21 protein-coding genes are annotated in these 21,817 nt (G+C 65.5%); 5 read left to right on the forward strand and 16 right to left on the reverse strand.

From position 1 onward, the window contains the following. Window positions 1-84: 84 nt before the first annotated feature. Together THL1_RS12110 and THL1_RS12115 are read right to left on the reverse strand one after the other, a co-directional pair. Entirely contained in the window at window positions 85-414 is a 330-nt protein-coding gene (locus tag THL1_RS12110; RefSeq protein ID WP_069083498.1) for a DUF5629 family protein, read from the reverse strand. 54 nt (window positions 415-468) lie between these two features. Next, window positions 469-1,569: a 2OG-Fe(II) oxygenase gene (locus tag THL1_RS12115; RefSeq protein WP_069083499.1), complete on the reverse strand. Its 1,101-nt coding sequence runs from the start codon at window positions 1,567-1,569 to the stop codon at window positions 469-471. A gap of 178 nt (window positions 1,570-1,747) precedes the next feature. On the opposite strand from THL1_RS12115, the gene THL1_RS12120 reads away from it, so the two are divergent. Next, window positions 1,748-2,734, forward strand: a complete 987-nt coding sequence (locus THL1_RS12120; protein WP_069083500.1) for a magnesium transporter CorA family protein — start codon at window positions 1,748-1,750, stop codon at window positions 2,732-2,734. 145 nt (window positions 2,735-2,879) lie between these two features. Here THL1_RS12120 and THL1_RS12125 read toward each other — a convergent pair whose 3' ends face one another. Genes THL1_RS12125 through THL1_RS12135 form a run of 3 tightly spaced genes read right to left on the reverse strand, consistent with a single transcriptional unit; the run spans window position 2,880 to window position 4,799 of the window. Continuing rightward, complete coding sequence (locus tag THL1_RS12125) at window positions 2,880-3,137, reverse strand: DUF2790 domain-containing protein (protein ID WP_069083501.1); 258 nt, start codon at window positions 3,135-3,137, stop codon at window positions 2,880-2,882. A 46-nt stretch (window positions 3,138-3,183) separates the two neighbouring features. Continuing rightward, the gene (locus tag THL1_RS12130) at window positions 3,184-3,744 is read right to left on the reverse strand and encodes a cytochrome b (protein ID WP_069083502.1); all 561 of its coding nucleotides are present in this window, start codon (window positions 3,742-3,744) and stop codon (window positions 3,184-3,186) included. Then, window positions 3,741-4,799: a catalase family peroxidase gene (locus THL1_RS12135; RefSeq protein ID WP_069083503.1), complete on the reverse strand. Its 1,059-nt coding sequence runs from the start codon at window positions 4,797-4,799 to the stop codon at window positions 3,741-3,743. The genes THL1_RS12130 and THL1_RS12135 overlap by 4 nt, the downstream gene beginning before the upstream one ends. Window positions 4,800-4,936: 137 nt before the next feature. Between THL1_RS12135 and THL1_RS12140 the strand changes: the two genes are divergently transcribed. Continuing rightward, window positions 4,937-5,443 (forward strand): sigma-70 family RNA polymerase sigma factor, encoded by a 507-nt coding sequence (locus THL1_RS12140; RefSeq protein WP_069083504.1) that lies wholly within the window; start codon window positions 4,937-4,939, stop codon window positions 5,441-5,443. Next, a complete protein-coding gene (locus THL1_RS12145) occupies window positions 5,440-6,183 on the forward strand; it encodes an anti-sigma factor family protein (RefSeq protein WP_069083505.1) in 744 nt (247 codons plus the stop codon). Before THL1_RS12140 ends, THL1_RS12145 begins: the two co-directional genes overlap by 4 nt. Window positions 6,184-6,352: 169 nt before the next feature. On the opposite strand, the gene lpdA is transcribed toward THL1_RS12145, so the two are convergent. Together lpdA and THL1_RS12155 are read right to left on the reverse strand one after the other, a co-directional pair. Continuing rightward, window positions 6,353-7,762, reverse strand: coding sequence for a dihydrolipoyl dehydrogenase (gene lpdA, locus THL1_RS12150; protein WP_069083506.1), 1,410 nt, complete (start codon window positions 7,760-7,762; stop codon window positions 6,353-6,355). A gap of 150 nt (window positions 7,763-7,912) precedes the next feature. Continuing rightward, window positions 7,913-8,794, reverse strand: coding sequence for a pseudouridine synthase (locus tag THL1_RS12155; protein ID WP_069083507.1), 882 nt, complete (start codon window positions 8,792-8,794; stop codon window positions 7,913-7,915). A 169-nt stretch (window positions 8,795-8,963) separates the two neighbouring features. Between THL1_RS12155 and THL1_RS12160 the strand changes: the two genes are divergently transcribed. Then, on the forward strand, window positions 8,964-9,314 hold the full coding sequence (locus THL1_RS12160; protein WP_069083508.1) for an I78 family peptidase inhibitor: 351 nt from the start codon (window positions 8,964-8,966) through the stop codon (window positions 9,312-9,314). A 106-nt stretch (window positions 9,315-9,420) separates the two neighbouring features. On the opposite strand, the gene ald is transcribed toward THL1_RS12160, so the two are convergent. From ald to THL1_RS12195, 7 genes are all read right to left on the reverse strand, one after another. Further along, the gene (ald, locus tag THL1_RS12165; RefSeq protein ID WP_069083509.1) at window positions 9,421-10,542 is read right to left on the reverse strand and encodes an alanine dehydrogenase; all 1,122 of its coding nucleotides are present in this window, start codon (window positions 10,540-10,542) and stop codon (window positions 9,421-9,423) included. Between the two features lie 133 nt (window positions 10,543-10,675). Further along, window positions 10,676-11,443 (reverse strand): slipin family protein, encoded by a 768-nt coding sequence (locus tag THL1_RS12170; RefSeq protein WP_069083510.1) that lies wholly within the window; start codon window positions 11,441-11,443, stop codon window positions 10,676-10,678. A gap of 2 nt (window positions 11,444-11,445) precedes the next feature. Beyond that, window positions 11,446-12,831: an NfeD family protein gene (locus THL1_RS12175; RefSeq protein ID WP_069083511.1), complete on the reverse strand. Its 1,386-nt coding sequence runs from the start codon at window positions 12,829-12,831 to the stop codon at window positions 11,446-11,448. 194 nt (window positions 12,832-13,025) lie between these two features. Beyond that, entirely contained in the window at window positions 13,026-13,985 is a 960-nt protein-coding gene (locus tag THL1_RS12180) for a homocysteine S-methyltransferase family protein (protein ID WP_069083512.1), read from the reverse strand. Between the two features lie 280 nt (window positions 13,986-14,265). Then, the gene (locus THL1_RS12185) at window positions 14,266-15,417 is read right to left on the reverse strand and encodes a catalase family protein (protein ID WP_069083513.1); all 1,152 of its coding nucleotides are present in this window, start codon (window positions 15,415-15,417) and stop codon (window positions 14,266-14,268) included. A gap of 40 nt (window positions 15,418-15,457) precedes the next feature. Continuing rightward, on the reverse strand, window positions 15,458-17,332 hold the full coding sequence (locus tag THL1_RS12190) for a di-heme-cytochrome C peroxidase (RefSeq protein WP_069083514.1): 1,875 nt from the start codon (window positions 17,330-17,332) through the stop codon (window positions 15,458-15,460). An 84-nt stretch (window positions 17,333-17,416) separates the two neighbouring features. Then, entirely contained in the window at window positions 17,417-18,520 is a 1,104-nt protein-coding gene (locus tag THL1_RS12195; protein ID WP_069083515.1) for a GNAT family N-acetyltransferase/peptidase C39 family protein, read from the reverse strand. A gap of 217 nt (window positions 18,521-18,737) precedes the next feature. Between THL1_RS12195 and THL1_RS12200 the strand changes: the two genes are divergently transcribed. Beyond that, window positions 18,738-20,030 carry a sigma-54-dependent transcriptional regulator gene (locus tag THL1_RS12200; protein WP_069083516.1) on the forward strand — a complete coding sequence of 431 codons (1,293 nt, stop codon included), beginning with the start codon at window positions 18,738-18,740 and terminating at the stop codon, window positions 20,028-20,030. Between the two features lie 92 nt (window positions 20,031-20,122). Here THL1_RS12200 and THL1_RS12205 read toward each other — a convergent pair whose 3' ends face one another. Together THL1_RS12205 and THL1_RS31315 are read right to left on the reverse strand one after the other, a co-directional pair. Then, window positions 20,123-20,719 (reverse strand): NADPH-dependent FMN reductase, encoded by a 597-nt coding sequence (locus THL1_RS12205; protein WP_069083517.1) that lies wholly within the window; start codon window positions 20,717-20,719, stop codon window positions 20,123-20,125. A gap of 288 nt (window positions 20,720-21,007) precedes the next feature. After that, entirely contained in the window at window positions 21,008-21,763 is a 756-nt protein-coding gene (locus tag THL1_RS31315) for a methyl-accepting chemotaxis protein (protein WP_414703748.1), read from the reverse strand. Window positions 21,764-21,817 lie beyond the last annotated feature (54 nt).

The following is a 21,817-nucleotide window of genomic DNA, read 5'->3' on the forward strand; positions in this document are numbered from 1 at the left end:
ACAGGTAGAAGCCGAAGTTCACCATCATCGCCGAGTTGCCAAACAGCACTACCGGTGCGCACATGCGCACCCTCCGGTCGGGTGTTACTCCTGCTCGTCGTCATCCTCGGCGTTGCCGCCGAAGGCATCCAGGCAGCGCAGGGCGTGTTCGGCGTCGGTGCCGGCCAGTTTCCAGCAGCCGCTGTCGGCATCGAAACGAGCGGCCTGCACGGCCGCCTGGGTGAAGCGCCATTCGCGGCGGGTACGGCCGTCGATGCATTCCACGCGCAGCAATTGGGCTTCGGGTTCGCCTGGCTGACCGGCTTCCAGGGCGTTGAGCAGGGCTTCGTCCAGGTCGAATTCCCAGGCGTGCAGTTCGTCGATTTCCAGCATATCGGCGGCCAGCAGGGCGTCCAGAAGGGTCGGGTGATTCATGGGGGCGGGTCCATCAGTCAGTCAAGGGCGCGGCATGATAAGCCAGGACGCCCGTCATTGCTCGGCCGTAGGCTCCAGGTACTGCTGGTTTTCTTCGCGTATGCGCCGGCCTTCCTCGTTGTAGAGGAAGGGCAGGAACATATAGCGGCGCCCGGCGGTGATGGGGGTCGCTTCATGCAACAGCGAACAGGAGAACACCACCGCGCCACCCGTTGGCGCGCTGTAGAGGCTGCCACCGAACTCCGGGAAGCGCAGGCAGCCGCCTTCGTATTCACCGCTGTTGAGGAACAGTGAGACTGCGAAGCGGCGGTGGGCGGTGCCCTTGGTGGTGTTGTCGCGGTGGGGGCGGAAGTGGCCGCCTTCTTCGGCGTCATAGCAGGCCACCAGGTAGCGCTCCATGCGCGTGGCCTGGAACTGGAAGGCCTTCTGGATTTCGGGAACCAGGCGCGTGGTGATGCGCTGCATGCAGCATTGCCGCAGGTGCTCGTCGTCCAGGGCACAGTCGCGACGGCGCTTGTGCTCGTGCTTGAGCACCTCCACCGTCTTGCCGTCACGCTCGACCATGTACCCGGAATCGCTGCCGCCGCGAAGGTCGTAGTAGTCCATCAAGGCGTGGCACAGGGCCGGTTCGAAGATGCGCGGCACCACCAGAACGGGCGCCTGGGGCAGGGCGGAAGTGGACGGGGGAATCGGTTCCTGGGCATTGAGCAGGGCGAGGAGGGCGTCCACATGACCCTGGCCGCCGGGCGGAATTGGCAGGGCGGCAAGCACCCGCAGGCGCGTATCGAGCAGGTAGGTCATCTGGCGGATCGCGCCATTTTCCCGCTGTACGCCATAGAGGTTGCAGATGCTGCGGTCGATGTCCCAGAAGAATCGGATGCCCGGCAGCAGGTCTCTCACGCGCTGCTGGTCGCGGTCCCGTGGGTCGGCGATGACGCCGAAGAAGCTTGCGCGGTCGTCGTTGAACTCATCGCGACGGGCCAGCAGGTCGGTGAGTACCCGAGCGGCAGTGGGGTCGCTGGACGAGCCGAGGAAACACAGGGCGATGTAGCGCCCGGCGACGGTATCGAAGGTGAAACGCTCGCGGCTGGGGGTGCTGCTGGTGAACCAGGGCACCGCTTCGCCCAGGTCCATGGGAGAGTTGCGCTGGGTCATGGGTGTCTCCGTTCGCTTCACGTGAACCCGGTTCAGGGTGGAAGCTGGCTGCGTTCGGTGATCCTTTGCTCAGAACCTAGACCAATTGCCAGCCGCGTGCCTCCTGGGCCGCCGGACGCGTCTTCGCAGGGAATGACCGGTGCTTTACTGATTCCCAGACGCCCAAGGAGCAACCCGGATGATCCACTATTACGCGCAGGATGCCGGCGTCCTGCACGCCACCGCAGGCCGCCCCGGCGTGGCGATTCCGCCAGGCACCCTGTGGATCGACCTGATGGACCCCGACTCGGCGGAGGCCGCCTTCATCGCCCAGGCGCTGGGGGTGGAGATTCCCGACCGCGAGGCCATCGTCGAGATCGAAGAGACCTCGCGCCTTTACCAGCACGCCGGCACCCTCTATATGAACGCCACCCTGGTGAGCGGCCTGCGCGAACAGCGGCCCATATCCAGTGACGTGATGTTCGTGGTGGCGCCCGACTACCTGGTGACGGTGCGCTACGCCAACTTGCCGTTCTTCGAGTACCTGGAAGACAAGTTCCTTCGTGAGCCGGAAACCCACGCCTCGAGCGAGCAGATATTCCTCTCGCTCTGCGGCAGCGTGGTGGACCACATCGCCGATAGGCTGGAACTGATGCAGCGTGAGCTGGACGAGGTGTCCGTGGCGGTGTTCAGCGAGGAGCGCAGCGCCGCGCCGCGACGCAAGGGCAATCGTGCCGATCTGCAGCAGGTGGTCAAACGCCTGGGGCGGCACAACTCGGCGCTGGTGAAGCTGCGGGAAAGCCTGATCAGCATGGGGCGCGTGCTGGACTACTCGAACGAGTGGTCGGAGCTCTGGCTCAGCGAGCCGGGTCTGGATCGCTCACGCTCCATCGAACGTGATATCCGCTCCCTGGTGGATTACGTGGCGAAGATGTTCGATGAGATCGCTTTCCTGCTCAGCGCCACGCTGGGGCTGATCGATATCGAGCAGAACAGCATCATCAAGGTGTTTTCCATTGCCGCCGTACTGTTCCTGCCGCCCACCCTCGTGGGCACCGTGTACGGCATGAACTTCAGGTCCATGCCGGAACTGGACTGGGCCTTTGGCTACCCGGTGGCGCTGGGCTTGATGGTGGTGTCGGCGATCCTGCCGTACGCCTGGTTCAAGTGGAAAGGCTGGTTCTGATCCAGGGCTTGCAAGGCGTGCAGTTTCCGCGCCTGTCTCAGGTGGGTGCCCCGCAAAGCGAGGCCCAACGTCGCGAAGATGAACTTCGCTCGTTGGGCTTCGTTGCACTCAGCGGAGCGCCGCGCAGCCCAACCTGCGGGATCGGTCAGTAGTCGTTCTTGCAGCCGGTTCCCCAGACCAGGTATTCGAGGGTCCTGGTCTGCATCTGGCTGTCTTCGTAGGTCATGCGTGCCGGCCCGATGCCGCAGAAGGTCGACAGGTCGGTCATTTCCAAAACCCGGGCGATATCCAGGTGTACGCCGTACTCGTATTGGGTCACCGGCGGCGCGCTCTGGCCCGTACTGGCGGCGAGGGTAACGGTGGAGGCGAGGCTGAGGCTCAAGGCGACGACGAGGGTTTTCATGGTGGATTCTCCTGCTGGAGAGGGGGAGTTGCGGGTAGTCCCGCGCTTACTGACCGTCAGGCGTCGGCCGGATGCCGCTGCCGGTGGTCATGCTCGATAGCACCCCATCCCTGCGGATGAGTGCGTGGTAGAGGGCCGCCGTCAGGTGCGCCAGGATGCCGAGGAACAGCAGGTACGCCAGTACAGTGTGGGCCAGGCGCAGCAAGGCATAGAGCCGCGCGTCGTGCGGGACGATGGGCGGCAGTAGCAGCGATTCATGGAGCGCGAGCGGGTAGCCGCCGGCGGACTGCATCGCCCAGCCGACCAGGGGCAGGGCCAGCATCAGGGCATAGAGCAGTGCATGGGATGCGTGCGCGGTCCGGCGTTGCCAGCCGGGCATGTCGCCGGGCAGGGGTGGCGTGCGGGACAGCAGCCGCACCGCGATGCGCAGAAGGACCAGCGTCAGCAGGAGCAGCCCCAGGGGTTTGTGCAATGCCACCAGGGCGCTATGGCGCGGAGTGAGGTCGCTCACCATGCTCACGCCGATGAAAAGCATGGCCAGCAGCAGGATCGCCATCAGCCAGTGGAGTATCCGCAGCAGCGGGGGGAAACGGGTGGGCGAGTTCATCGCGGGGCTCCTTGCTCGACGTGGGGGGCACCTTCTCGGGTGCGGCGGTTGTAGGACACGGCATAGGCCGCCGAGCGTGCGGCGAGAATCGGGTCGTCGGAGGCCTGGATGCCGTTCGGGAGCACCAGCGGGTCGTAGTTGATATCACGGCAGACGCCTTGCTCCTGGGACTCGGCATGCTCGATCACCAGGGTGCCGGCGTGTACCGTGCCGCGTTCGGCCGGCCATTGGCGGGTGGCGTCGTCGGTAGGGTCGCCGGGTTCGGCCAGGGTCAGGAGCAACTGCCAGCGGAGTGGTCCCCGGGACAGGCGCTGTTGCAGGTCATGGCTGAGGAAGTCCGGGTCCGCGCCGGCATCGCCCTGGGGTTCGAAAGGTGCCTCCGGCTGCACAGACCAACGCGCGAAGTGGATGTTGCCGGTGGCGTCCACCAGGCGGAAGGCATTGATCCCGTTGTAGGCGACGTTGGCGAAGCTGTTGCTCGGCTTGTAGCCCTGCGCCCATTGGCGGAACGCAGCGGATTCCGGGTGGGCCGCGAAGAAGGCTTGCAGCTTCGCGGGGTCGGGCTTGCCCGTGGCCGGGTCGGGACGCGACGCCAGTACCTGCTCGTAGAACGCCTCCGGGGTGGCTACTGGCAGCACCGGCGGGGTGTTCATTGCCGTGCGCCACTGTTCGCCGCCGGGCAGCTGGAACTGCAACGCCATGCTGCGGGTGGGGACGCCGGCATCCGGCGCATGGGGGTTGCTGCCACCGATGGCCAGCCTCCCGACGACCGGGTACTGGCCCGCGGTGAAGACGCTGGCGCGGGACAGGCCGGCGGCCGCACCGTTGCTCTCGAAGTGGCCGGTGATGCAAAGGCCCTTCGCGTGGTTCTTGCGGTAGCCGGGGAATTTCCCGGCGTTGGCCTCGAAGGCGTCGATGATGTTCTGCGGGGTCAGGCGTTCAGCGCCGACCCAGCCTGCGGCATAGGCGAAACCTGCCGCCAGGCCGCCGACCGCGAGACCGATCACCGCGAGCCGCGCGGCCAGGTCGATCCCTTCTGGAGGTGTGTTGCTCATGGGATGCTCCCGGGCGTTTCGCCCTTGTTCATGAGCCGGTGAGACGCAACACCCGGAGATTTATTCCCGCGGGAATAAATCTCCGCGTCAGACGTCTTTCTGCCGCATCCTTGGCGAAAGTGGCGTAAGACCTGGCTATGAACATGATTGATGACGCGGAACTTCGGGAGTTGTTACAGCGGCTGCGGCGTTTTGCGCTGTGGCTGACGCGCAATGCCAGCAGTTCCGACGACCTGGTCCAGGCGACGCTGGAACGGGCGCTATCCAGATGGGGCAGTAAGGGCGACGGCAATCTGCGTGCCTGGCTGTTCTCCATTCTGTATCGGCAGTTTCTTGATGGTCAGCGCAGGGCACGCCGCCACGCACGCCTGCTGGAGTTCTTCGGAGGCCGTAGCGAGGAAGCACCCTCCACCGAAGAGCGGGTGATGAACCAGGCGACCCTCGAAGCCTTCGGACGCCTGCCGGCCGAGCAGCGAGCGCTGCTGTTGCTGGTGAGCGTGGAAGGGCTGAGTTACAAGGAGGCCGCCCACGCCCTCGATATTCCCATCGGCACCGTGATGTCCAGGCTGTCCCGCGCACGCAAGGCGTTGCGCGAACTGGCCGAGGGCGAGATGTCCAACCCTCAGCTGCGGGTACTCAAATGAATACATTCCATCCCAGCGAAGGCGACCTGCACGCCTATCTCGACGGCCAGCTCGACGCCCAACAGCGCCAGGCGGTGGAAGCCTACCTGGCGGCCAATCCCGACGTCGCCGACCAGGTGGAGGGCTGGCGGCGAGATGCCCAGCAACTGCGTGCGGCGCTGGCCAACCCCGGCATGGCGCCGAATCCGCGCCTCGACCCGGTGGCGATCCGCGCGTCCCTGCGCGCCCGCAAGCAGCGTCGCCTGGCGCTGGCGGCTTCGTTCGTGCTGGCCCTGGGTGCCGGTGGCCTGGGCGGCTGGCAAGCGCGGGACATGAGCCTGCTGGCGGCCAACCCGCCGATGCAGGACGCGCTGCAGGCCCATCGCCTGTTCGCCGGCAACCCGGTGGTCGATATCCAGGCACGCCAGCCCGGCGAGCTGCAGGCCTGGCTGGACCAGCGCTTCAGCCATGCGGCGCGCATTCCCGATCTCAGCCCCTACGGTTTCACGCCGGTGGGCGGTCGCTGGCTGGTGACCGAGCAGGGGGCGGCGGCATTGCTGTTGTTCGAGGACGGCCAGGGTCAGCGGGTCAGCCTCTACCTGCGGGCACCGGGCTCACTGTACCCGAGCATGAGAAAAGGCCAGCGCCGCGATGGCGAACTGGAGGCGCGTTACTGGTCGAGGGATGGTTACAACTACGCACTGGTGAACCGCGAAGGGGACCCGCGCGGGGACGTGCTGGGGCGGGCGCTTTCGTTCTAGCCCACCCCATCCAACAGGATGCTGCAGGTCCCGTAGGGTGCGCCGCGCGCACCGTGAGACGGACTCGGAGCCGCCACCATCGCCTCGGTGCGCATGGCGCACCCTACTGCTGGGCACGGTGGCGGCGATCAGCCGAGTGCTGCGTGTGAGGATGGCCCCCTTGCAGGGGTCAGGCCTGCATCGCCCCTCCATGCACATCCATCGCCGCCTGGCGCAGGGCTTCCGAGCGGGTGGGGTGGGGGTGGCAGGTCAGTGCGATGTCTTCGGCCGAGGCGGAGAACTCCATGGCCACGCAGTACTCGCCGATCATTTCACTGACGCTCGGCCCGACCATGTGTACGCCCAGGACTTCGTCCGTGCGCTCGTCGGCCAGCACTTTCACCAAGCCTTCGGTCTCATGGTTGATCTTGGCCCGGCTATTGGCCGTGAAGGGGAACTTGCCGACCCGGTAGGGGCGCCCTTCGGCCTTCAGCTGCTCTTCGCTCTTGCCCACGCTGGCCACTTCCGGCCGGGTGTAGATCACGCTCGGGATGAGGTTGTAGTTCACCTCGGCGGCCTGTCCGGCGATGCGTTCGATGCAGACGATGCCTTCGTCCTCGGCCTTGTGCGCCAGCATCGCGCCGGAGGTCACGTCGCCGATGACCCAGACGCCCGGAGCGGTCGTCTGGTGGCGCTCGTTGGCGAGCATGCCGCGTGGGTCGGTGGCCAGGCCCACTGTCTCCAGGCCCAGCCCTTTGGTGTAGGGGCGACGGCCGATGGCCACGAGCACGTAGTCGGCCTTGAGGGTTTCCGCGAGTCCGCCGGCAGCGGGCTCGATGGACAGCTCCACGCCCGCCTTGCCCGCCTTGCCCGGCTTGGCGGCGGTGACCTTGGAGCTGAGCTTGAAGTTCATACCCTGCTTGGTCAGGGCGCGTTGCAGGGTCTTGGCGGTCTCGTCGTCCAGCCCTGGGCAGATTCGGCCCAGGTACTCCACCACCGTCACCTGGGCACCCAGGCGGCGCCAGACGGAGCCCAGCTCCAGGCCGATCACGCCGGCACCGATGACCACCAGGTGCCTGGGCACCTCGGGCAACGACAGGGCGCCGGTGGAGTCGAGGATGCGCTGGTTGTCGATGGTCACGCCGGGCAGCGGCGTCGGCTCCGAGCCGGTGGCGACGACAATGTCGCGGGCTTCCAGCGTCTGCTGCTGGCCGTCGGCGGCGGTGACCACCACTTTGCCGGCGCCCTCGATGCGGCCCCAACCTTTGACCCATTCCACCTTGTTCTTGCGGAAGAGAAACTCGATGCCCTTGGTCAGGGCCGTCACGCTCTCGGCCTTCTGCTTCATCATCTGGGCCAGGTCGAGCCTGGGTTCGACCTGGATTCCCAGGGTCGCGAACTCCTTGCCTGAGGCCGCTTCATAGAGTTCGGAGGCGTGGAGCAGGGCCTTGGAGGGCATGCAGCCGACGTTCAGGCAGGTGCCGCCCAGGGTTTCCCGGCCTTCGACACAGGCCACTTTCATACCCAGTTGGCCAGCCTTGATCGCGGCGTTGTAGCCGCCCGGGCCGCCGCCGATCACCACTACGTCGTATGCGCTCATGAGGTCACCTCGATTCTGAAGTCGTAAAGGGAAGGCAGAAGCCTAGTGAACAACCACGAGCGTTCCAGCCCGGCAATATCCTGCTTGAATTACGTATGTAATATTATGCGTGTCATATCCGTCGTCAAGCACCGTGGCGGTCAGCAGGATTTACCAGTCCAGGCGCAGGTGGCTTTCGAAGCGACGTGGCTCACCGCTGATGGGGTCGTCGAAGGCGAGATCGCGGGCCAGGAGTTTGAGGGGGCGCTGGTAGTCGTCCGGGCCACCCTTGTCGGTCAGTTCCGGGTAGAAGCCGTCATTGCAGATGGGCGCGCCGAGGGCGGCCAGGTGCACGCGCAACTGATGCTGCTTGCCCGTGATGGGGTACAGGTCATAGCGCCAGAGGTCGCCGTTTTTCTCCAGGACATCGAGGCGGGTGCGGGAATTGGGCTCGCCGTCCAGCTCTTGCATGCGGAAGAAGGGTTCGCCCTTGCCGAGACGGGTTTCCCGCAGGAGCGGGAAAGCCAGCTCGGGCAGCGCCGGGGCGATGGCTTCGTAGCGCTTGCGGATCTCGCGGTCGCGGAACAGCGCGTGGTAGTGGTTGCGGCTGGCCGGGTTGGCGGAAAACAGCACCAGGCCCGCGGTGTGGCGGTCGATGCGGTGCAACGGCACCAGGTGTGGGTTGCCCAGGCGCCGGGTGAGGCGCGCCTGCAGGGTTTCCTCGACGTACTCGCCTGCGGGCATCACCGGCAGGAAGTGCGGTTTGTCGGCCACCACCAGGTGCTCATCGACATGGAGCACGTTTTCCTCGAACGGAATCGGCTGCTCGTCCTTCACCTCACGGAAGTAATGCACCCGCAGCGCTACCTGGTAGGGATGCTCCGGACCCAGCCGGTTACCGTTTCCATCGGTCACCTTGCCACTGTCCATGCGCTCCAGCCAGGTCTCCCGGGGGATGGCTGGAAAGCGCTCGCAGAGGCAGTCCAGAACGGTGCTCCAGTTACCTTGCGGCAGGTGGAGAGTGCTGGGGCGGATGTTCGGGGTACGGGACATGGAGTGTTTCGGAGCGTTTCAACGGGTGGGCATTAGGCCGCACAGCGCTGACCGGAGTCAAAACCAGAGGATAGAATGCACCGGCCGTGCGCCGCGGGCAGGAGCCCCGCCGCGATGGAAACCCGTTGCAGGTGCGCGCAAGGATATTCGTTCAGAAGAGGACCGATGCATGTACGTCAAACCGATCACCCTCAGTCTTGCCCTGGCCGGCCTGCTCCTGGCGGGCTGCAGCTCGACCGACAAGCCCGCTGCGCCAGCCGCTGCTGCCCCCGCTGCCATGCAGGAATCCGCCAGCGCGACCGCGCCGTCCTTTGGTGGCACTTGCGATTCCGCTGCCGTGGCTGCCCTGGTAGGCAAGACCGCCAATCTCGCCCTGGTCGACCAGGCCAAGCGCCAGTCCGGCGCCGAGACCGCGCGGGTGCTGCGCCCCCATGACGCCGTGACCATGGATTACAACTCCCGTCGGCTGAACATCGACGTGGACGAGACGGACGTCGTCAAGCAGTTCACCTGCGGCTGATCGCCCGTCACAGCAGTCTCACGGAACCCCCATAAAAATGACCACGACAGGGTTGAGGGCCTAGGACACCGCCGCGTCGTGGTCATCGGGGCCAGGGGCCCCTGAACTAGAGCTGCTTGAGCATTTCCTCCAAGTGAACGTAATCCATGTGGTGGGCGGCTGCGACGCTGCCATTGGTGAGTCGCCCCTTGGCCACGTTTAGGCCATGGCGCAGATGCAGGTCATCTTCCAGCGCCTTGCGCGTGCCCTTCTGCGCCAAGGCGATGACGAAGGGCAGGGTGGCGTTGTTCAGCGCCAGGGTGGAAGTGCGCGCCACGGCGCCGGGCATGTTGGCCACGCAGTAATGGACGACGCCATCGATCACGTAGGTGGGCTCGGCATGGGTGGTGGCCCGTGAGGTTTCCGCACAGCCGCCCTGGTCGATGGCCACATCCACCAGCACTGCGCCGTCCTGCATCCGCGCCACCATCTCGGCGGTGACCAGCTTGGGCGCTGCCGCGCCCGGAATCAGCACGCCCCCGATCACCAGGTCCGCCGCCAGCACCTGGTCACGCACGGTGCCATGGGTGGAATAGAGGGTGGTGATGCGGTTGCCATAGAGCGCGTCCAGCCGGCGCAGGGCGTCCACGCTCTTGTCCAGTACGGTGACATTGGCGCCCAGGCCAACAGCCATCGCCAGCGCGTGGGTGCCGACCACGCCGCCGCCGAGAATCACGACTTTGGCGGGCGGGACGCCGGGCACGCCGCCCAGCAGCACGCCTCGGCCACCCTTGGCTTTTTCCAGGCAACTGGCGCCGGCCTGGATGGACATGCGTCCGGCCACTTCCGACATGGGGGCCAGCAACGGGAGTCGACCATGACTGTCGGTGACGGTTTCGTAGGCGATGCAGGTGGCGCCGGAGGCGATCAGTTCATCGGTCTGGGGCCGGTCCGGCGCCAGGTGCAGGTAAGTGAAGAGGGTCTGCTCGGGGCGCAAGCGGGCACGTTCCTGGGTGAGGGGTTCCTTGACCTTGACGATCAGTTGGGCCTGCTCGAAGACCTCGGCTGCGCTGCCGGCCATCTTGGCACCGGCGGCCAGGTAGTCCTCGTCAGCGAAGCCGATGGAAGCCCCGGCCCTGGTTTCCACCCAGACTTCATGCCCCAGGCGGGTCAGTTCGGCCACGGACAGCGGGGTCAGGCCGACCCGGTACTCGTGGTTCTTGATCTCCTTCGGCACTCCGATACGCATGGCGACCTCCAGGTTCTTGTTGTCCTTTGAACAAGTGTAGAAACCCGGCCACTGCGCCCCCGCCGAATAGCGACAGGTTTTCAGGGGATATCCCTGAAAAGCGCGTGGAAAACAGAGTGTCTCGAGGACGCCGTCAACCCTCGCGGTTCTTTTGCTTCCCATCGCTCATGCCGCCAAGCAACTCCACTGGCAGTGGGAAGACGATGGTGTTGGTCTTGTCGCCGGCAATGGCATTGAGTGTCTGCATGTAGCGCAGCTGCATGGCGCCCGGCTGGCGGCTGAGCATCTCGGCGGCCTGCATCAGTTTCTCGGAGGCTTGCAGCTCGCCTTCGGCATGGATCACCTTGGCCCGCCGCTCGCGTTCGGCCTCGGCCTGGCGGGCGATGGCGCGGATCATGGTCTCATTGAGGTCGACGTGCTTGATTTCCACGTTGGAGACTTTGATGCCCCAGGCATCGGTCTGGGCATCGAGTGCCTGCTGGATGTCGGTATTCAGGCGTTCGCGTTCGGCCAGCATTTCGTCCAGCTCGTGCTTGCCCAGCACCGAGCGCAGCGTGGTCTGGGCCAACTGGCTGGTGGCCATGAGGAAGTTCTCGACCTGGATGATGGCGCGCTCCGAGTCGAGTACGCGAAAGTAGATCACCGCGTTCACCTTCACCGAGACGTTATCGCGGGAGATCACGTCCTGGGGGGGGACGTCCAGCACCACGGTGCGTAGGTCCACCCGCACCATCTGCTGGATGGCCGGGATGATCAGTACCAGCCCCGGCCCCTTGACCTTCCAGAAGCGGCCGAGCTGGAACACGACGCCGCGCTCGTACTCGCGCAGGACGCGGATGGCCGACACCGCCAGCACGATCAGCAGGAACAGGAGGGTGGCAAAACCGACGGGAAAGGCCATGGTCAATCTCCTCTGGGCGGACGTTCATCCGCCGTCACGTCCAGCAACAGCCCATTGCGCGCCAGCACGCGTACGCGCTGGCCGCTCCTCAAGGGGGACTCGCAGCGCACCTGCCAGCGCTCGCCCTGCAACTGCACCCAGCCGCTACGTGGGTCGTCCACCGTCAGATCGAGCAGGATCGCCTGGCTGCCCACCAGCCCGGCATCGCCGCTGACCAGCGCGCGTCGGCGGGCACGAACGGCCATGGCGAGGATGGCGAAGATCAGCAGCGCGCTGGACAGGGCCACGGTGATGATCAACGGCAGGGGGATGCCGTAGCCCGGCACCTCGGTGTCGATCAGGATCACCGCACCGACCACGAAGGCGGCGATGCCGCCGAAGCCGATGATGCCGAAGCTGGGCATGAAGGCTTCCGCCGCCATGAAAAGGATGCCGAGAAGGATCAGCGCGATGCCGGCGAAGTTCACCGGCAACAGTTGCAGCGCGTAGAGCGCGAGGATCAGGCAGATACCGCCAACCACTCCGCCGACCCCGCTGCCAGGGTTGGAGAATTCGAAGATCAGGCCGTAGACGCCGATCATCATCAGGATCAGCGCGACGCTGGGGTTGGTGATCACCGCGAGGATCTGTGCGCGCCAGTCCGGCTCGTGTTGCACTTGCGGCGCGCCACGGGTGGTCAGGGTGATTTTCTGACCGGCAATTTCCAGGATCTTGCCGTCCAGCTTGGCGAGCAAGTCATTAACATCATTTGCCAGCAGGTCTACTACCTTCAGGCGCTGGGCATCGGCAGCGGAGAGGCTGACGGACTCGCGCACCGCACGTTCGGCCCACTCGGCGTTGCGCCCACGCAGTTGTGCCAGGCCGCGGATGTAGGCGGCTGCATCGTTGACCTGCTTGCGGGTGAGGGTTTCCTCGTTGCCCGATGGCCCGTCTTTGTCGTCCTTCTCCTTCTTGCCCTTGCTACCGCCGGGCTTGTCGCCTTCGGGCTGGCCCGGCATGCCGCCAATCTGCACGGGTGTCGCGGCACCCAGGTTGGTGCCCGGGGCCATGGCGGCAATATGGCTGGCGTAGAGGATGTAGGTGCCGGCGCTGGCGGCCCGCGCGCCGCTGGGGGCAACGAAGCTCGCCACCGGCACTGGGCTGGCGAGGATCGCCTTGATGATGCTGCGCATGGAGGTGTCGAGGCCGCCGGGGGTGTCGATCCGGATGACCACCAGTTGCGCCTTGTCCTGCTCGGCGCGCTCGATGCCACGGGTCAGGTAGTCCGCGGTGGCGGGCCCGATGGCGCCATCGACGGTCAGCACAGTGACGCTCCCGGCGGCCTGCAGCATGCCGGGCAACAGAAGCAGGGCCAGGCACAGGAGCTTGCCCGACAGCCAGCGGATCATGGCGACCTCCCGCGATGCCGTGTTCACTTACAGCATAGTTGAGGGCATTTTTCGGGCATTTTTCGGGTATGAAGCGGGTTGGTGGAGGTGCAACGGGATGTTTTCGGCGGCGGTGGTTTGTTGTGGGGGCGAATTCATTCGCGAAGCGGGTCGAAGGGGGCCGCTGCGCGACCCTTATTCGAATGAATTCGCTCCTACAAGGCCGCGCGGAACAACGGCTTGCAGGCCTTGGCTATCTGCTCGACATGGCGATGGTCGGTGCCGCAGCAGCCGCCCATGACGTTGATATGCGGCAGGCGCTGGCGCAGCCGGGCGTACTGGGCGCCCAGCTCCTCGGGGTCGCCGCTGTCCAGGGCGGTGGCCTCGTTGAGTTCGGCGTGGCTCTTGCGTGAGGCGTTGGCGCGCAGGCCGCGAATACGTTGCACCCAGCGGCTACCCGGCACGAGGGCATCCTCGAAATGCTCGGGGTGGGCGCAGTTGATCATGTAGTAGGCGGGGTAGGCGGCGGTGGCATGGTCCACCTGCTCGATGGCGTCTTTCAGGCTCTGGCCAGTGGGAAGCCGGCCGTCGGTCTCGACGGTGAAGGAAATGGCCACGGGCATGTGCACGTCGCGGGCGGCCAGGACGATGCCCAAGGCTTCTTCCACATAGTTCATGGTGAGGGCGCTGAGCATGTCAGCGGCGCTTTGCGCGAACACCTCGATCTGCTCGGCGTGGTACTGCTGTGCCTGGAATTCGTCCATGGCTTCGTCGGCGATGTAACCGTCACCGCGAGGGCCGATGCAGCCGCTGATCACCACCGGGGTACGGCCGCTTTCCACGTCCGTGCGCAGTGCCTGCAACAGGCCGATGGCCTGCCGATTGGCTTCGGCCAGGCCTTGGGGGGTGAAGCCGAGATGGCTGGCCCAGTCCGGGTTGGCCCGCCAGGTGGGGCTTTCGAGGATCAGGCCGGTGCCGTAGTGGCTGGCGATGGCGCAGTAGGCGCGGTAGTAGCGGCGCAGGGCTTCCTGGCCATCGGGGTAATTGAGCAGCACAAAGGCGGCGAAGTCGGGCAGGGCGATGCCCTCGTGAAAGACCAGGGTGGTCTCGATGCCGCCATCAGTCAGGAACAGTTCGCCCTCCAGTTGTGGCAGGGCGCTGCGATATTGGGCCATGGCCTTGACTCCGTGACCTGTGGACGTTCGCTGTCCGGGCAGGCTTTGGATCGAAAGCGAGTCGGGCAGCCGGTCGGGCCTCGGGCTGGTTCCGTGGAATTGGGGTGGCCCGCAGGCGCTACGCCGGGCGGGCTCTGGGCGCCCGGTGGGTAAAAGGAAAGGCTAGCACCCGCGCGGCGCGTGGCTGGCGTGGGCTGATGGGTGGGGCCGGCAGCACAGGCAGCCTCTGTTTGTGGGCGCGAATTCATTCGCGAATGAATTCGCTCCCACAGAGACATCCTCAAGGGCTGGTCGTGTCGCTCGCCCCATTGCGCTCATGCCGGTACGCGCTCACCGCTTCGTACACCGCCTTGCGCAGGCGGTTGATGCCACCGATGGGGCGGTGCTCGGGCAGACCGTGCCAGGGGTTGAAGGAGAGGTTGTCGCAGGCGAGGTTCTGTTCGCGGCTGTCGAAGTCCTGGGCCGGGACCTTGATAGTGGCGACGGTTACGAAGGGGGAGACGGACTCGTCCCACTCGACGCTGGTGTCCTCGATGGGCATGTAGTGCTGGGCGTTCTGTTTCTGAACCTGGAAGGCGAAGCAGGCCGGTACTCGATCCAGCGACAGCTGCTGATAGAGGGCGCTGCGCAGGAAGTTGGGCAGTGCGGTGTTCTGCTCGGGCAGTGCGTAGGGCGGGCAGCTCTGCGGGTCGGGGACCACTCGGTATTTGATGTTCACCTGCCCCAGCTTGTAGGGCGAAATGGAACTGTAGGTGGCGCTGACCGGGGTGTCCGGAGCCGGGGCCAGGGTCTTCAGGGCGATGATCAGGTGGCGGATTTCCCAACTCCGTGGGTCCAGGCTGGGGAAGAACGCACCGACCTTCTCACCGTTGGCCTGGGCATTGAAGTTCTGCCGGTACTCGGCCACATCGCGGACGAAGAATACCGGGTGGTTGAACATCACGAAGTCCTGCTCACCCCGGTGCGTCGGGCCTTTCATCAGTTTCTCGCCGGGCACGTCGAGCAGTTTGATGGCCATGCCGCGCGCGTCGCGAACGCGGTCGAACTGCGGGAAGGCATTGCCGTTGGAAAGGCGCATCCAGGCCTGCCAGGTCTTGCCCGGCTCGGCGAAGACCCCTGCGCGCAGGTCGCGGTCGAGTTCAGGCAGCACCGTTACTTCCGCCTTCACGCAGCCGTGCGCCTTGGCGTGGGCGTCGCGCAGCACGCGGGTGTTGTCGCGGTGCTCTTCGACGATGCGGATGGCGTCGTCGATGATAGCGCGGGTCTGCGCGGCCTCATCGGCGGGGATGACTTCTTCGGTAGGGACCGGGCCGGAGAATTTCCAGCCGTAATAGGCCTCGCCCGCCAGCCAGCCGATCAGGCCGGCCACGAGCAGGACGAGCAGGAGTTTGCCGAGGAGGCGGCCGAGCCACAGCCAGAAGCGCTTGAGCATGGGTGCTGGGTCCTTTGTCTTCTTCAGTTGGGGCGAGGGCTCAGCCCTGGCAGTCCGGGCCTGGGGTCCAGGGGCGGGGTTCCACCGGCGTGAGCTGACCTTCCTGCGCCGGGTTGCCCAGTACCTTGAGGTACTCGATAAGCGCCAGGCGTTCGTCGGAGGACAGGGCGCGACCGATCACGCCGTCCTTGCGGCAGCCGTCGCGGAACTCGTGGCCGTGGTTGCCATTGCCCTTGATGCGGGTGTCCAGCAGGAAACTGCCGGGGAAGGCCGAGGTACGGAAGCCGACGAATGTCGGGTCGTACTCGAAGCTGCCGACATGGAACTGGCTGGCACGTTCATTGACCGGCGACAGCAACTGGAACAGGGTCGGCACCGAGCCGTTGTGGAGGAAGGGCGGGGTGGCCCAGATGCCGTCCAGGGGGCGTGCCTTGTAGCCGCGCTTTTCCTGCACGCCGATAGGCAGGCCGAAACCGTCCATGCGCGCGCGTTCGTCACCGGTGATGCCCGCCTGTTTGTAGGCCTGCTCTTCGACGAACGAGGTGATATAGGCCAGGCCCTTGGCGCTGGAGATCGCGCGGAAGTCGACCTGTTCGAGGCTGGCGCCAAGCAGCTTGACGTCGAGTTTGGTCAGTTGCTCACGGGTCCAGCCCAGCTTGCTGATGTCGAAGCGGTGGTCGGCGATGTTGTCGGCGGTGGTGGAGTCGGTGCCGATGATGTCAGTGGGCACGATCCGCATGTGCCATTCGGGATTGCGGCCAGGCGCCACGCGTTGTTCCGGCGGCGGCACATCGGGTGTGTGGCAGTAGGCGCAGTTCTCGACGAAAAGGGCTCGACCCTGGCTGGCGCGGGTCAGGTCAACCTTGCCGAAGACCGTTTCCGGCCACGTGGGCGGGGCGAGTTGCTTGAGGGTTTCTTCCAGGGCGTAGAGATCGCGCACGCGCACGCTGGAGGCATAACGATCGGCTTCCGGCACCGTGCCGCCATCTGGCTGGAACAGATGCAGGCTGGCGCCTACGCCCAGGGCTTCGCCGATGTTGCGGGCCATGGGTTGCATGGCCGATCCATTCCACTGCACCCAGTCGAACTTCCAGATGTCCCAGAGGTGCGGGTAACTCACTGGGGCGTCCGCGATGCGGTAGTTGTCCGGGCTGATGGCATCGCCATAGACACTGTTGGCAATACGGCCGAAAGCGTCGGTGCGGCCGAAGCCTTCTTCAGTAGGGTAGAGTCCCCGATGGGTATCGTTCCAGGCGGTGCCGAGCAGACGGTCGAGGACCTTCTTGAACTCGCTGCGCAGCGCCTTCTTGCCCTCCGGATAGCCTTCGCCCAGCACGTGCTCGGCGAAGCGGCTGAACTTCAGCGGGTTGTAGTAGGTGAAGGCCATGCTCATGCCCAGTGCCTGGCCGAAGCTGCCGCCGCGCAGGGTAGGCACGGTGGAGGCCAGGGAGTGCAGGGCGGCGCCACCGTCGATGCGCACGGCCTGGCCGTTGTAGCGTAATTCGCCGGTGTGGCAGGCGGCGCAGCTGATGTCGAGGTACATCGCGCCGGTTTTCTCGTCTTCGTGGCGTGCCATGCCCACTGGCAGGTTGCCGGGGTTCATCGGGGTGGGTTTCTGTTGCGGGTCCACCAGGAAGCCGAAGCGCGCGAGGTACTCGGGGCGGGCGAATTTGTCGCGGGAGAAGGGCAGTTCCAGCGCGGTGAACCATTCGTAGCGCAGGCCTTTAACGGTGGTGCCCTGGGGGGTGTAGTAATAGGTCTGGCGCTCCTGGTCGCTCCACTGGTCCAGGTAGTGCAGCTGGCTGGGCGCCTGGTAGGCCGGAAGATTGGGGTTGGCGATGTAATAAAGGACGACCGCCAGGCCAGCGAGTAGGAGAAAAAGCACCAGCCAAAGGACATGGCGAAGAACGCGCATCAGATACTTCCTTGTAGCTTGCTGAAATTTCCTACCTTATGCCAATCGGTAGGGGTATTGGCAAGGTGCTACTACGTACGGCTGCTAAGTCAGTCGCGGGTAAATCACCACCGCTGCACGTTGCTTGCTCTGGCCGAAACGGCTGATGCGCTCGAATTCGCGGTGGGTCACCGGCACGTGCTGACAATCCTGGGGGCGCCGTTGCAGGCTGCGCTCGGCGTTGGGGTCGTGCAGATAGATGAAGTTGCGGTCGCAGTCGGTGACGAGGACCCAGTGGGGGACCCGGCTGCGACTGCGGCGATGGCCGTCCACCAGCACCAGGGGCTGACCGCCGGATTCCAGCAGCGGACGCAGGTCCAGCTCGTCGCCAAGGTGCTGTTCGATGTCGGTGTCCTGCAGGGCGCTGCAGAAGTCCTCATGGGCCTGGCGGATCACCTCGCGCTTGCCGGCATTGCGCACCTCATCGAGAAACAGTGGGCCCTGGTCACTCAGTTGCAGCCTGACCCGGTAGCCCCGGCGCCAGGCCGCGAGTGCCAACCCGTGGGGACCGCAGCCGCCGTGGCCGCCGGGCATGTGCAAGCTGCTGGCTTCGCGCCACAGGCGCAGTTCGTCCTGGTGGTTGCCGGGCACGGCGCCCTCCAGGGCACCCATGGCCATCAACAGGCACGCTGGGCCGCAGGTGAATTCGGTGGTCTGGTGGTAATAGGGCACGGGCCGGTGCAAGGCTTGTGGATGCTGGACCACGCGCTTCTCCATGCGCAGCGCTTCCCTGTGGTCGGGGAAGAAGTCCGTCAGCAGCCCCAGGTTGCTGTAGCCGTTGCGCTCGAACAGGGCCACGGCCTGGCGAGCGTCCGGGCAGACCTCCAGTCGCAGGTAGGCGCAGCCATGGTCGCGGGCGCTGGTCTCGGCGGCGTCCAGCAGGCGCTGGCCAATGCCGTTGCCACGGGCGCGCGGATCGGTGGCGATGGAGTGGAGCCGGGCAAGGGGGCTGCCCTGGCGGAACAGCACCAGGGCGTAGCCGAGCAGGGCATGGCCCTCGCCCTGAGCCACCGTGAGGCTGGCGTTGGCTTCCACCATCATCCAGCGAAACTGTTGCCGGCCGAGACGGGCAACTTCGAAACAGCGACTCTCAAGCTCCACCAGCGTCGACAGGTCGTCGAGCGTGGCGGCACGCAGAAGCAGGTTCATGGCAGGCCCCGCAAGGCAGGGAAGGAATCGCCCGAGTATTGGCCTTGATTGAAACGCTGTCGAGACGCATCGGGGGAGGGGAGTCCCGGCTAAAGCGCGAAGGGAAATTACGCTTATAGAGAATCGTTCCATGGCGCGTCAAAGTTCTTGCTAGCGTTACAAATAGCCTCTTCAACCTATTGTTTTTATTGATAAAGAAATTTTCTGGCGTCAAGGAATGTTTATCGTGGAAGCCATCTCCTCCGCACCGCGACGTCTGCTTCTGGTCGACCCTTGCGACCATTGCCGGCGCATCTTGCCGCACCTTGAAGAGGCGGGGTGGTCCGTGTCCAGCCAGAGCCTGGATCAGGCCCTGGCGGCGAGTTACGACATCGGCGTCCTGCGTCTGCGAGCCGACCACCTAGAACGTCCCGAAGGGGTCAAGCACCTGATCAGTCGTAGCGGTACCGAGTGGATTGCCCTGATCGATCCCGTGAGCGAGCCCGTCTCAGGCCTGGATGAGTTCATTGGCGAATGGTTCTTCGACGCGCTGAGCCTGCCGGTAGACCTACCGCGCCTGCAGGGGCTGCTCGGCCGTGCCTTCGGCATCGCCCGCCTGCGAGGTATCGGCAATCGCCGTGGCGACCAGCATGAGTTGCTGGGCCAGAGCCGCCCGCTCCGCGAACTGCGCAAGCAACTGGCCCGGCTGGGGCCGAGTGACAAGCCGGTGCTGATCTGCGGTGAAAGTGGCAGCGGCAAGGAATTGGTGGCGCGGACGCTGCACCGGATGTCGCGACGTGTGGCAGGGCCATTCGTCAGTTTCAACTGCGGGGTGCTGCCGGAGGCGGAGACCGCCAGCCTGCTGTTCGGCTATCAGGGCAAGCTGGCTTCGGCCAATGGTGGGACCCTGTTCCTGGATGCCATCCAGGAGCTGCCTCTGGGTCATCAGGAGCGCCTGTTGGCCTGCCTGCGGTCCAAGGCCTTGCGCCATGCCGATGGAGAGGTCCTGTCGCTGGATGTGCGGGTGCTCGCTTCAACCCGCGAGGAGCTGGGGGAAATGACCGAGCAGGGACGGCTCGATTCGGGCTTGCGCCAGTGGCTGGAGCAGAACCGCCTGGTCGTCACACCGTTGCGCAAGCGCCAGGGTGATATCGCCCTGTTGGCCGGGTACTTCGTCGATCTCTACAGTCTGGAGGCCGGGCGCCGGCCCAGCAACTTCAGTGAGGAGGCCCTGGCGGCCATGGCGCGGCACCGCTGGCCAGGTAATGTCCGCGAGCTGGCCAGCCGGGTACGTCGCGGCTACGCCCTGGCGGAAAGCGGGCCGATCGAGGCGGACGATCTCGGGTTGCAGAGTGCTCCGGTGGACGGCGCTTCGCTGGGCACGCTGGAAGACTACAAGCGGCGGGCGGAGTATCAGGCACTCTGTGATGCGCTGGCTCACTACAGCAGCAACCTCAGCCATGCGGCCAAGGTGCTGGGGGTGTCACGGCCGACGTTCTATCGGCTGTTGCACAAGCATCAGTTGCTGTAGGCCCCGCGAGGCTTTACCCGATGGGGCGGACTTGCCGCACTTCGCGAATGAATTCGCTCCCACAAGGTCCGTCCTGCGAAGGTACGGCGTGATCACATGCCGTTGGCGAACGACGGAATGCTCATGTCGATGGCTTCGCGAACCGGCTTCAGGGCGATGGCGTAGCGGGCGAGGATATCCAGGTCGTAGTCCATGCGCGCGCGAATGCGCTGGTCGTCTTCGCTCACCGGCTCGGCGTCGTTCAGCACGTTCTCCACGCCACGCACGATCAGATGCTCCGGCAGGTAGCAGAGGCGGCAGTTCTTGTAGCTGGAAGCACGCAGTTCACTGATCGGATAGCTGCCGCCGATGCCGGAGGACACGCCCACCAGCAGGCCAGGCTTGTGTGCCAGTTCGGCCTTGCTGGCGTAGATGAAGAAGTTCTTGATGGCCGGGCAGGCCATGCCGTTCCACTCGGGGGCGATCACCACCACCGCATCGGCGCTGTGCAGCCGCTGCTTGTACTCGGACCAGGGGCCGGTGTCTTCGGCCGGCCAAAGCGGCAGTGGGCCCTGGCCGAGGTCGATGATGCTGCAGGCATCGGGGCTGGCCTTGTCGAGATCGATCAGGCGCTGGCGGATGAAACGGGCGACCTTGCCCGACTGGCTGTTGGCGCGGCTGGAGCCGGCAATCAGGACGATGTTCAGCATCTTGGGGTTCCTTGTTTAGACCGCGGGCAGGCTAGCTGGCCGCTTGCGAGTCGGCAAGGGAATGGGCGCCAGCCTGAGGCTCGGATGGCGCCAGGGAGTTTGAGAGGGCAGGACGGTGTCCTGCTTTCGCGAATGAATTCGCACCCACAGGAGCGCACCGAGCAGCCGTGTAGCGTGGATAGCGCTTTTCTATCCACCACTGGCATCAGGTGGGAGGACGGTGGTGGAAATCCTCAAAGGGATTTCCACCCTACACGGTGACCGGCGATTGAAATCACCGGCAAAGCACTAAGCGCGGAAGTGATCCATCAGGCCTTGCTGGTGGTTGGCCAGGCGGTTCAGCGCCTGGCTGACCTGGGCGGATTCCTCGGCCTGGCCGGAGAGGGACTCGGTCACGTCGCGGATCGCCGCCACGTTGCGGTTGATCTCCTCGGCCACCGCGCTCTGTTCCTCGGCGGCGCTGGCAATCTGCAGGTTCATGTCGGTGATCACGGTGACGGCATCGCCGATGCGCTGCAGCGCCATCACCGCCTGTTCCACCTGTTCGACGCTGCCCTGGGCCTGGCGGTGGCTGCTGTGCATCGAGCCGACCACTTCGCGGGTGCCGTGCTGCAGGCCTTCGATCACCTGGCGGATTTCCTCCACCGAATCCTGGGTGCGCTTGGCCAGGTTGCGCACCTCGTCGGCCACCACGGCGAAGCCACGCCCGGCTTCGCCGGCACGGGCGGCCTCGATGGCGGCGTTCAGCGCCAGCAGGTTGGTCTGCTCGGCGATGGCGCGGATCACTTCCAGCACCGAGCCGATCTGCTCGCTGCTGGCGGCCAGTGCCTGCACCTCTTCCATGGCGGCGTTCATCTCGCTGGCCAGTTGCTCGATGGCGCTGGTGGTGCGGCCGATCACGCCGAGACCCTCGCGGGTCGCATGGTCGGCGCCACGGGCGGCATCGGCGGCCTGGGCGGCGCTGCGGGCGACGTCCTGGGCGGTGGCGCTCATCTCGTGGGAGGCGGTGGCCACCTGGTCCACTTCACGGTACTGCTGCTGCATGCCGGCGCTGGTCTGGCTGGCGATGGCGGCGGACTGGTCGGCGGTGCTGCGGGC

The organism is Pseudomonas sp. TCU-HL1, from assembly GCF_001708505.1.
GTDB lineage: Bacteria > Pseudomonadota > Gammaproteobacteria > Pseudomonadales > Pseudomonadaceae > Metapseudomonas.

Coding starts and splice junctions, on each gene's coding strand:
- THL1_RS12110 (WP_069083498.1), bottom strand. CDS start 414: ATGAATCACCCGACCCTTCTGGACGCCCTGCTGGCCGCCGATATGCTG.
- THL1_RS12115 (WP_069083499.1), bottom strand. CDS start 1,569: ATGACCCAGCGCAACTCTCCCATGGACCTGGGCGAAGCGGTGCCCTGG.
- THL1_RS12120 (WP_069083500.1), top strand. CDS start 1,748: ATGATCCACTATTACGCGCAGGATGCCGGCGTCCTGCACGCCACCGCA.
- THL1_RS12125 (WP_069083501.1), bottom strand. CDS start 3,137: ATGAAAACCCTCGTCGTCGCCTTGAGCCTCAGCCTCGCCTCCACCGTT.
- THL1_RS12130 (WP_069083502.1), bottom strand. CDS start 3,744: ATGAACTCGCCCACCCGTTTCCCCCCGCTGCTGCGGATACTCCACTGG.
- THL1_RS12135 (WP_069083503.1), bottom strand. CDS start 4,799: ATGAGCAACACACCTCCAGAAGGGATCGACCTGGCCGCGCGGCTCGCG.
- THL1_RS12140 (WP_069083504.1), top strand. CDS start 4,937: ATGAACATGATTGATGACGCGGAACTTCGGGAGTTGTTACAGCGGCTG.
- THL1_RS12145 (WP_069083505.1), top strand. CDS start 5,440: ATGAATACATTCCATCCCAGCGAAGGCGACCTGCACGCCTATCTCGAC.
- lpdA (WP_069083506.1), bottom strand. CDS start 7,762: ATGAGCGCATACGACGTAGTGGTGATCGGCGGCGGCCCGGGCGGCTAC.
- THL1_RS12155 (WP_069083507.1), bottom strand. CDS start 8,794: ATGTCCCGTACCCCGAACATCCGCCCCAGCACTCTCCACCTGCCGCAA.
- THL1_RS12160 (WP_069083508.1), top strand. CDS start 8,964: ATGTACGTCAAACCGATCACCCTCAGTCTTGCCCTGGCCGGCCTGCTC.
- ald (WP_069083509.1), bottom strand. CDS start 10,542: ATGCGTATCGGAGTGCCGAAGGAGATCAAGAACCACGAGTACCGGGTC.
- THL1_RS12170 (WP_069083510.1), bottom strand. CDS start 11,443: ATGGCCTTTCCCGTCGGTTTTGCCACCCTCCTGTTCCTGCTGATCGTG.
- THL1_RS12175 (WP_069083511.1), bottom strand. CDS start 12,831: ATGATCCGCTGGCTGTCGGGCAAGCTCCTGTGCCTGGCCCTGCTTCTG.
- THL1_RS12180 (WP_069083512.1), bottom strand. CDS start 13,985: ATGGCCCAATATCGCAGCGCCCTGCCACAACTGGAGGGCGAACTGTTC.
- THL1_RS12185 (WP_069083513.1), bottom strand. CDS start 15,417: ATGCTCAAGCGCTTCTGGCTGTGGCTCGGCCGCCTCCTCGGCAAACTC.
- THL1_RS12190 (WP_069083514.1), bottom strand. CDS start 17,332: ATGCGCGTTCTTCGCCATGTCCTTTGGCTGGTGCTTTTTCTCCTACTC.
- THL1_RS12195 (WP_069083515.1), bottom strand. CDS start 18,520: ATGAACCTGCTTCTGCGTGCCGCCACGCTCGACGACCTGTCGACGCTG.
- THL1_RS12200 (WP_069083516.1), top strand. CDS start 18,738: ATGTTTATCGTGGAAGCCATCTCCTCCGCACCGCGACGTCTGCTTCTG.
- THL1_RS12205 (WP_069083517.1), bottom strand. CDS start 20,719: ATGCTGAACATCGTCCTGATTGCCGGCTCCAGCCGCGCCAACAGCCAG.
- THL1_RS31315 (WP_414703748.1), bottom strand. CDS start 21,763: ATGCAGCAGCAGTACCGTGAAGTGGACCAGGTGGCCACCGCCTCCCAC.